This window comes from Dolichospermum circinale AWQC310F, assembly GCF_000426925.1.
GTDB classification, from domain to species: Bacteria; Cyanobacteriota; Cyanobacteriia; order Cyanobacteriales; family Nostocaceae; genus Dolichospermum; species Dolichospermum circinale.
Window position 1 is genome coordinate 16,256 of sequence record NZ_KE384670.1, and the last position, 9,407, is coordinate 25,662.

9 protein-coding genes are annotated in these 9,407 nt (G+C 36.6%); 2 read left to right on the forward strand and 7 right to left on the reverse strand.

Annotation, left to right across the window (positions count from 1 at the left end; translation table 11 throughout):
* The 6 genes from ACIR310F_RS26660 to bchL form a co-directional block, all read right to left on the reverse strand.
* Window positions 1–569 (reverse strand): DNA methyltransferase (locus ACIR310F_RS26660; protein WP_231387400.1); only part of this gene is annotated, 569 nt, incomplete at its 3' end.
* A gap of 114 nt (window positions 570–683) precedes the next feature.
* Window positions 684–974 carry a DUF2442 domain-containing protein gene (locus ACIR310F_RS0105590; RefSeq protein ID WP_028082963.1) on the reverse strand — a complete coding sequence of 97 codons (291 nt, stop codon included), beginning with the start codon at window positions 972–974 and terminating at the stop codon, window positions 684–686.
* A 68-nt stretch (window positions 975–1,042) separates the two neighbouring features.
* Window positions 1,043–1,918 carry a glycosyltransferase family 2 protein gene (locus ACIR310F_RS0105595; RefSeq protein ID WP_028082964.1) on the reverse strand — a complete coding sequence of 292 codons (876 nt, stop codon included), beginning with the start codon at window positions 1,916–1,918 and terminating at the stop codon, window positions 1,043–1,045.
* Window positions 1,919–2,187: 269 nt separating this feature from the next.
* Window positions 2,188–3,591, reverse strand: coding sequence for a ferredoxin:protochlorophyllide reductase (ATP-dependent) subunit N (locus tag ACIR310F_RS0105600; protein ID WP_028082965.1), 1,404 nt, complete (start codon window positions 3,589–3,591; stop codon window positions 2,188–2,190).
* 153 nt (window positions 3,592–3,744) lie between these two features.
* A complete protein-coding gene (locus ACIR310F_RS0105605) occupies window positions 3,745–4,449 on the reverse strand; it encodes a DUF5331 domain-containing protein (RefSeq protein ID WP_028082966.1) in 705 nt (234 codons plus the stop codon).
* A 26-nt stretch (window positions 4,450–4,475) separates the two neighbouring features.
* Complete coding sequence (gene bchL / locus ACIR310F_RS0105610; protein ID WP_028082967.1) at window positions 4,476–5,342, reverse strand: ferredoxin:protochlorophyllide reductase (ATP-dependent) iron-sulfur ATP-binding protein; 867 nt, start codon at window positions 5,340–5,342, stop codon at window positions 4,476–4,478.
* 597 nt (window positions 5,343–5,939) lie between these two features.
* Here bchL and ACIR310F_RS0105615 point away from each other — a divergent pair.
* On the forward strand, window positions 5,940–6,188 hold the full coding sequence (locus tag ACIR310F_RS0105615; protein ID WP_028082968.1) for a TIGR02450 family Trp-rich protein: 249 nt from the start codon (window positions 5,940–5,942) through the stop codon (window positions 6,186–6,188).
* A 545-nt stretch (window positions 6,189–6,733) separates the two neighbouring features.
* Here ACIR310F_RS0105615 and ACIR310F_RS0105620 read toward each other — a convergent pair.
* Window positions 6,734–6,970, reverse strand: coding sequence for a hypothetical protein (locus tag ACIR310F_RS0105620; RefSeq protein WP_028082969.1), 237 nt, complete (start codon window positions 6,968–6,970; stop codon window positions 6,734–6,736).
* A 331-nt stretch (window positions 6,971–7,301) separates the two neighbouring features.
* Here ACIR310F_RS0105620 and lepA point away from each other — a divergent pair, with 331 nt between their 5' ends.
* The gene (gene lepA / locus ACIR310F_RS0105625) at window positions 7,302–9,113 is read left to right on the forward strand and encodes a translation elongation factor 4 (protein ID WP_028082970.1); all 1,812 of its coding nucleotides are present in this window, start codon (window positions 7,302–7,304) and stop codon (window positions 9,111–9,113) included.
* Window positions 9,114–9,407: the final 294 nt, after the last annotated feature.

The window sequence follows — 9,407 nt, forward strand, 5'->3', positions numbered from 1 at the left end:
TCGTCGTAGTCTTGATAAACTTTATGCCATGTATAATCTTTCGTTTTTGTGTATAACAAAATAGTATCGTGAACAGGTCCCCACCTTTTAGCACCTCCATGAGAACCAGTCCTTTTCCAGATAATTTCATTTCTAAATTTATCCGCTCCAAAAATCAAATCTAAAATCATTTTTAAATAATGACTTGCTGTAGGATCGCAATGTAAATATAAACTACCTGTAGATTTGAGAACTCGATGTAATTCTATTAATCGAATGGCCATCATTACCAAATAAGCTGATAATGAATTTTTACCTAATGTTCTCACTAATAAATCTAATAATTGATATAATTCGCCTTTTTTATCTTGAATTTCATCCAAAAATCGTTCTGATTCAATTCCCCATGTCCAAGTATCCTCAAAGGCTGTAATTTGAGCTTCAGAACCTTTACCAGTAGAATTTTTGAAGAAAATATTGTAATTAGCTTGAGAGTTAAAAGGTGGATCAAGATAGATTAAATCAATATATTCATTAGTGATATTCTCTCTGAGAACTTGGAGATTATCACCGTAGTAAAGACGTTTCATAGATGGTAAATTATAAAAAATAAACAGTCCATATTATAACATATATCTACCTCATGTTCTAAAAAAGGCTTTTTAGGTTTTAATAAAACCGCTTTTATTGCGACTAATTCTAAATTAATGAGAAATTTTGACATATTGATTTCCATGATAGCTAGGAATAGATTCACCAGTAATTAAAGAATAAAGAACATCTGGATCTAAATCTGCGCCATTATCCCAGTAAATTGTTCCCCATTCTGGATTAATCTTCACTGTTTTAAAAAAATCTAAATCTTGTAAAAGTTGAAAAACTCCAGTAAATTCAATTAATTGACTAACATCAACAATACCTTGTTTTCCATCATCAAATTTGAGATAGAGTTGATAGTTATTTTGAGGAATGACTTCTATAATGTCTTGCAGCATATAATTGATTGTTAGGTTTTTTCAACCCAACCTACATCTGACTTTTAAAACATCCTCAATTTTTGCATTTAGCTTATGTATCCCCATAACAGACAAATATACTGTAATTTAGACAAAAATTGATTCATAAAACTCAATTTATTAGGTTCAAAAACTTTAGGTTTTAAGTCAACTTCATACATTTTGCTGATAATTTTATTACCTTTTCCATATCTAATAAATCTTCGACAAAAGCCAATAACACCATCATCAAAGTTATGATAAATAACAGAATTAAACGCATAATCAAGATTGCCAATTTCTAACAATCTCCATCCTAAATCTATATCTTCCCCAGCAGCAATATTAATATTTTCATTAAAGTAGCCTATTTTTTCAATAGCTGGTTTCCAAACCATTGAATTAGCAGTAATTAAATACTCTGGTCTTGTATATCCTTGCTGTTCAATTACTTTTAAAGGCACTAAAATTTCTTGTGTTTCATAATATTTTGATAAAAAATCATTTCCCCATGATTTAACATTGCCTGCATATCCAATACAGCCATTCATTGAATGAATATATCCTAAAATCCATGATTCTGAAGGGATACAGTCGCTATCTGTAAATAAAATCCAATCACCTTTGGAATGTTGAATACCTAAATTTCTTGCGGACGCAGGTCCCATTTTTGAGCATTTCAATAAAATAATTTCAATACCGTTACATTGAAATTGTTTATTGATAGTAATTCCCTTTTTCGAGAGATTATCAATAATAATAATCTCTCTAGGATAAAGTTCTAAATTGTGGTACTTAAAAAAATTATACAAAAATAAATCAATTCCTTTTTGATTATCCCTTACAGGTATAACTATTGATATATCTGATGGCTTAATATTTATTGGTGCGATTAAATTAGCTTTCTTTTTGGGTTGATAATTGAATTTGCTGATTAAAGTCATAATTTTAAAACTAATGTATTGTAATTATTTCATGAAGTTAAATAGCCTGAAAAAAACACCGTAAACTTGATTAATGGTGCGATACGGCTTTGCCTAACGCACCCTACAGATTGAAAAGATATAGTTTTATTCATAATCAACCCCTAACCACTGCACTTAAAAAAAACTTACCAAAAATATAACATTCATCTTCTCTCCGCGCCTCTGCGTCTCTGCGTGCAAAAAAAAGGACGAACTAAAAAGCCCGTCCTGAATATTTCCGAAAAAACCTAAATCTTCGCTTCTTCTCTTACCAACTTATCCCAACCCAAATCCTTCAAATTATTATTCCTTCTTAAAGGACGAGTTACCAACTCCAAAACATCACGCGCATTACCAAAACCGTGAATTTGAGCAAAAGTAAACTCCACAGACCACTTAGTATTAATACCTCGTGCTTCCAGAGGATTAGCATGAGCCATACCAGTAATTACCAAATCAGGTTTTAACTCATAAATTCGTTGGACTTGATTGTAATTATCTGGCTTTTCGACAATAGTTGGTAAAGGTGAACCCATTTCCTGACAAGTCTTTTCTAACAAAGCTAATTCCGCAGCTTGATAGCGTTTATCCATGTAAGGAATCCCGATTTCTTGAACAGTCATACCACAACGAACTAAGAACCGGGCTAGGGAAATTTCTAATAAATTATCACCCATGAAAAATACAGATTTACCGCGAATTAATTGCACGTAATCTTCTAAATTTTCCCACATTTGCGCTTCTCTTGCATCTAAACCCTGGGGTGTAATTCCAAACACAGAGCAGATTTTTTCTACCCATGCCCGTGTTCCGTCAGGACCAATGGGGAATGGTGCGCCTATGAGTTTACACTTGCGACGACGCATTAAAGTTGTTGCAGTCCGACTGAGGAAAGGATTGACACCAGCGACATAATACCCTTCTTCAATCACAGGTAATTCTGTAAACCTTTTTGCGGGTAGCCACCCAGAAACTTTGATACCTTGTTTTTTCAGTTCTAAGGTTAATTGTGTAACTACTGGGTCAGGTAAAGAGCCAAAAAGTACCAAGGGCGGATGATTTACGTACTCAGATTCATCTTGAGCTACATCTTCTTTTTTCTTACCGAAATTCATCAGCTTCTGAATGGCGTTACGCTCGCCTTTTTCAGTTTCGGATGTGGGAGACTTTTCAGGACAACGATGAGCCATAGCGGCTAACACAGTGTCCTCTCCTTGGGTAAATGCGTAGTCGAGGCCGTTAGCACGAGCGACAACAATAGGAATACCAATTTCCGCTTCTAATTTAGGTGCTAAACCTTCCAAATCGGTTTTAATAATTTCCGTAGTGCAAGTACCAATCCAGACAATTACACTAGGATTGCGATCGCGTTTAATTTGCTGACATAATCGTTTTAATTCTTCATAATCATTCAATTGTGCGGAAATATCCCCTTCTTCTAATTCAGCCATAGCATAGCGAGGTTCAGCAAAAATCATCACCCCCATAGCATTTTGCAGGAAGTAACCGCAGGTTTTTGTACCAATAACTAAAAAGAAACTATCTTCAATTTTTTGATATAACCAAGCCACACAACTAATCGGACAAAAAGTGTGATAATTTCCAGTTTCACATTCAAAATTCAAAGCTTCTGGCTGTTGAGCAACGGTCATTTTAATATTCTCCTTTTCATTTTTTCAGATTGTCAAACAGATAATTGAGGATGAAAAATTGAGTCAAAAGGCAGAAGCCAAAATTTATTAAATTTATTATATTTATTAAATAATAAACTTTGACTTTTGACTTTTATCACCCGCTTTCAATAATTAATTGTCAGGAAAAAGACGAGCCATTTCGGATTCATTAAATACCTCAGATGGCAATTCTTCTATTAACAAATTGTTATTTTCTTCACCCTGGTGCAAGGATTTTTTATCACCCCAGATGTCCGATACTACATCATCAAACCGATTTTTTGCTGATGTACTTAGTTCATCAAAGGAATTATCTACAGATAAATTCATCCCATTCAAAACATTGCTATTAACTGAAGCAGGGGCAGTAAATTCACTGTTATCGCTTGTATCCGTCGAATTAGAACCAGGAGGAAGGGAGACATGACCGGAATTATCCATGGTTTTTCCACTGGATATTGCTTCCGACTCCTGAGCAATTTCCGGTTCAGAGATATGTTCCATGACCACCGCCGGGTGACGGGAATATATCTCTTGTTCTAAACTAGGGCTAAGACGATTACCAAGGACAATATCTGAGTCAAAATTCAAACCCAGAACTTCAATCAAACTATCCACATCTGGATTGAGTTTAGCAAAGGGAAGCATTAGCTGGGCTAATTTCGGTTCTAAAGTATTGATCACCCCCAGAATGAGATAAGAAGACGGTCGTTGACCGCCATCAGGGGTGTAAACTGATTCAACAGTCATCAGCACAGTAATCCATTCACGATTTGCTTGAAAGAATTGCAACCACTTTTGCTTGAGTGAATCTGTAAAACTATCAAAAAAAGCCATACGCCCATTCTGAGAGGTAAAATGTTTTAGACAATCATCAAGTCTAGTTCCTCTTCAGGATTTATGGCTTGTGTTTTTACAGGATTGAGATAAAAATCCGATAATAGAGAAAAGAGTTCACGGTCAGGAGAGTCGTTAGGAACAACACCTTCTGGTTGAGCGAGAATTTGATCAGCTATATTCAGGTAATAATCGCAAACGTAAGCAAGAGAAGGATCTGACTCGGCCATTTCAAACAGAGTTTTACCTTTAACACGGGAAACCCGGATATCTTCAATTAAAGGTAATACCTCTAAAACAGGCATGGGTACGGCTTCTATATATTTCTCAATTAAATCACGCTTAGAAGTCCGATTACCAATTAACCCCGCTAAACGCAATGGATGAGTGCGAGCTTTTTCCCGTACCGACGCAGCAATCCGGTTAGCAGCAAATAAGGCATCAAAGCCATTATCTGTAACAATTAAACAGTAATCTGCATAATTTAAAGGTGCTGCAAAGCCACCACAAACAACGTCACCAAGTACGTCAAATAAAATTACATCGTACTCATCAAAAGCATTAAGTTCTTTTAATAATTTAACTGTTTCCCCAACTACATAGCCACCACAACCAGCACCGGCTGGAGGTCCACCTGCTTCAACGCAATCAACACCGCCATAGCCTTTATAAATTACATCCTCAGGCCAGACATCTTCGTAGTGATAATCTTTTTCTTGCAGGGTGTCAATAATGGTGGGAATCAAAAACCCTGTCAAGGTAAAGGTGCTGTCATGTTTAGGATCACAGCCAATTTGTAGCACTTTTTTACCACGTTTAGCTAGGGCTACAGAAATATTACAACTGGTTGTAGATTTGCCGATTCCACCTTTTCCGTAAACTGCTAGTTTCACTTTTGTGCCTCTCTTATAGTTTTTTGACAAACTCTGAACTCAAACATTTACCCGCATCCATTCTGATTCAGGAATGTGTGAGGTATGTAAGTGCCATTATTGTGCAAATTCTCCAGAATGCAAAGGGGGTTGTAATTTAAAAAAGCTCGATATATGGCGTTTAATAATGAAAATTTAATATTATTTGATATAATTAGCACTTAATTACCTAAAAACCTCTAAAAATATCGAAAATAGTATTTTTATTTATTTTTTTTATAAAAATAGTTTCAAAAGACAAAAAAAAGATCCTATCTAAAAATTGATTGATTCCATAGTTTTTACTGATTCTGATCTCAATTGATCATATTCGACAAATTTCGGGTGTATGCCAGGAAAACCCTATGGTCAGCAATAAGTTGCCCATAAAAGGAGGATGTTAAAATCAGGGTAATTAGGGGATCTCAAAGCTGAAGAAAATTGCAAGTGAAGAGATATTGACAAGGGTTACTTCCCTCTGAGTCAGAATTAAACCTGGATTAGTAAATATTTATTAAATTAGGAAATATGGCAAATATCTGATATAAAACTTAACAACTGACTACTAACAACTGACCAATGACGAAAAGACAAAAATTTCCTTACTTAGTTGGTTCTAAATGGACTGCACAACAGAAAGTTGATGGTTGGAGACATTTTCAGGTTGTTAACCGCAAAAATCAGGGTAAGTGGGTATATGCGGAAATGGTAGCAGCCTGTGATCCTCAAGTCCGCTTTTGGTTAAATGCTAAATTATTACAAGATAACTCCCAATGGTACGCTGGGTGGCAAACTTTACAAGAAATTAACTCCATTGACAGCAAATAATTTCAGCAATTAAGCTGTTGCCTTAGATAATTTTCATTATGCGTAATTGTCAATTCCAACTCGAATAATTCAATATTGTATTTAAACCCACATTTCACCCTTTCTGGTACAGAACTGCTTAAAATCCGGTGTAAATGTTCTCAATAAACAATTCTATCTACCAGAGTAAAGCTATGATTCTCATTCAGGAAATCAAATATTCTCTGAGTATCACAACCCCAGTATTCGCCGTGATCCCAATGAAAATTTAGATACCGACCATAAATATCTTCTGTGTAAACCAACTGCGCTCCCAGAGTTAGGAATAAACCATCTGTACTTAGAGGTGTAAATTCCAAATTTGGCGCAATTAAGTTTGGAAATTGGGTATTGGCAATAAATAATAGTCATTAATCGAGTTGGATAGACAAAGGGTAAAAAACTACTTTCTATTGTGCTGATACTACAACTACTTGCATTTTCCCATAAACTTTGACATTTACGTTTTTGAATGGTGGATTTTTGAGTTTTCTAACATTCAAGGCGTTAAATTTGACCCAGTAGTTCTAATCATTCCATTCACCGCGAGGGGGAATAGGTGTGCGGACAGGGGTACGTGTTAACTCATCATCTCTGTTAAAATCACCTCTTAGCCATTGACGGATAGCTACCTCAATCACTTTACTGGGATCATTAGTGAGATGTTGAATTTGTTCTATTAATTCAGAATCTAAATGGAGCGCGATTTCTTTTTTGTCAGCGCGTCCGGTATCTGTATTTCTAGGCTGTTCTTGCATATTCATGGGCTTAAATACTGTGAAATTTTTTTCTCGAAACCGTGATCAATCAGTTATGATATTTATAATCTGTGCCTATTTAATTGTAAGCTGCTAAGTCAGCATCGCTAGGAGCTATAAATAGATTTAACATAATAACTTAAGTTGTTAGTTAGGCACGGTGTCAGAATTAGGATGTCCAAAATTAAAGATTAAAGGATAAACAGCCAGAAAACAGGAATTTTATCACCAATTACCCATTACCTATTACTAGTCTCAACTAGATAACTAGCAACTTGAGTTAAAATACATGAAGTAAATAGTTTCACTTTGGTTTGCTTGAGGGCAAAAATGGTATATGACTGACGTTCCCGCAGATCGCATTCGCAATTTTTGTATTATTGCTCACATTGACCACGGAAAATCAACTCTCGCTGATCGTTTACTACAGGCCACTGGTACTGTAGAAGATAGACAGATGAAAGAGCAGTTTCTGGATAACATGGATTTGGAACGGGAGCGCGGCATTACAATTAAGCTGCAAGCGGCCCGGATGAATTATACTGCTAAAGATGGTCAGCAGTATGTTCTCAATTTAATTGATACTCCTGGTCATGTGGACTTTTCCTATGAAGTGTCCCGTTCTCTAGTTGCTTGTGAAGGGGCATTACTAGTTGTGGATGCGTCCCAAGGTGTAGAAGCACAAACCTTAGCCAATGTCTATTTAGCCCTAGATAGTAATCTAGAAATTATCCCGGTTTTAAATAAAATTGATTTACCAGGGGCTGAACCCGAGCGAGTAATTGGGGAAATTGAAGAAATCATTGGTTTAGACTGTAGTGGGGCGATTTTAGCCTCTGCTAAGGAAGGAATTGGTATTCCTGAAATATTAGAAGCAATTGTCGGCCGAGTTCCCCCACCAGCCAATACTATCAATGAAAGTCTCCGGGCGTTAATTTTTGATAGTTACTACGACAGTTACAGAGGTGTAATTGTTTACTTTCGGGTTATGGATGGAACTGTCAAAAAAGGCGATCGCATTTACTTAATGGCATCAGGTAAAGAATATGTCATTGATGAATTAGGTATTCTCGCACCTACTCAAAAGCAAGTAGAAGAACTTCATGCTGGAGAAGTGGGCTATTTAGGCGCGGCAATTAAAGCTGTAGCTGATGCTAGAGTAGGAGATACTATTACCCTATGTAAGAACAAAGCCGCAGAAGCTCTACCCGGTTATGCAGAAGCTAACCCCATGGTATTTTGTGGTATGTTTCCCATAGACGCAGATCAGTTTGAAGACCTACGGGAAGCTTTAGAAAAACTAGAACTTAATGATGCTGCGTTACAGTATGAACCAGAAACCTCTAGCGCCATGGGTTTTGGTTTCCGGTGCGGGTTTTTGGGATTACTACACATGGAAATCGTCCAGGAACGCCTAGAACGGGAGTATAATCTAGATTTAATCATTACCGCGCCTTCAGTGGTGTACAAAGTCGTTACCAATAAAGGTGAGGAATTATACATTGACAATCCTAGTCGTTTACCCAGCCCCAATGAACGGGAGAGAATTGAAGAACCCTACGTCCAAGTAGAAATGATTACTCCAGAAATCTACGTCGGTTCTTTAATGGAGTTGTCACAGAACCGTCGAGGAATTTTCAAAGATATGAAATATCTTACCCAAGGACGGACTACACTCACCTATGAATTGCCTTTAGCGGAAGTTGTCACCGACTTTTTTGATCAGATGAAATCCCGTTCTCGCGGTTACGCCAGTATGGAATATCATCTGATTGGTTATCGGGAAAATCCCTTAGTCAAACTGGATATCATGATTAACGGTGATCCAGTAGATTCCCTAGCTATGATTGTCCACCGAGATAAAGCTTATAATGTCGGGAGAGCAATGGCGGAAAAACTGAAAGAACTCATTCCCCGTCATCAATTCAAAGTCCCCATTCAAGCTTCCATTGGTGCTAAAGTCATTGCTAGTGAACATATCCCGGCCATGCGAAAAGATGTCCTCGCTAAATGCTATGGTGGCGACATCAGCCGGAAAAAGAAACTGTTACAAAAGCAAGCCAAAGGTAAAAAACGGATGAAGGCTGTCGGTACAGTGGATGTACCCCAGGAGGCTTTTATGGCTGTTTTAAAGCTGGATAAAACCTAATTTGCAGATTTTTTTCCCATTCATGCCATCTCGCCTGTAAGAGTGAATACAGGCGGGTTACTCTTGAAAATGGTTAACTGCTATATTCTCTTATAGGGAAGCGTGGCGTTAGCCATATCAGGCTATCCAGGATTAAAGGATGTAGGATAAAGATGGAGATTTTATGATGATGTCAATGATTTGAAATCATACGTTGTCTTAAATAATTTAAGATAGTTCTTCCTCATCAAGATAAGGATAACATATTTAAAATCTCTTGTCAAGACCTAAAAATTAAATTTTTCGCGGTTTTTT

What these genes read in the sequence shown, in the direction of transcription:
- ACIR310F_RS0105590 (WP_028082963.1), bottom strand. Translation starts at nt 974, where the DNA reads ATGCTGCAAGACATTATAGAAGTCATTCCTCAAAATAACTATCAACTC.
- ACIR310F_RS0105595 (WP_028082964.1), bottom strand. Translation starts at nt 1,918, where the DNA reads ATGACTTTAATCAGCAAATTCAATTATCAACCCAAAAAGAAAGCTAAT.
- ACIR310F_RS0105600 (WP_028082965.1), bottom strand. Translation starts at nt 3,591, where the DNA reads ATGACCGTTGCTCAACAGCCAGAAGCTTTGAATTTTGAATGTGAAACT.
- ACIR310F_RS0105605 (WP_028082966.1), bottom strand. Translation starts at nt 4,449, where the DNA reads ATGGCTTTTTTTGATAGTTTTACAGATTCACTCAAGCAAAAGTGGTTG.
- ACIR310F_RS0105615 (WP_028082968.1), top strand. Translation starts at nt 5,940, where the DNA reads ATGACGAAAAGACAAAAATTTCCTTACTTAGTTGGTTCTAAATGGACT.
- ACIR310F_RS0105620 (WP_028082969.1), bottom strand. Translation starts at nt 6,970, where the DNA reads ATGAATATGCAAGAACAGCCTAGAAATACAGATACCGGACGCGCTGAC.
- lepA (WP_028082970.1), top strand. Translation starts at nt 7,302, where the DNA reads ATGACTGACGTTCCCGCAGATCGCATTCGCAATTTTTGTATTATTGCT.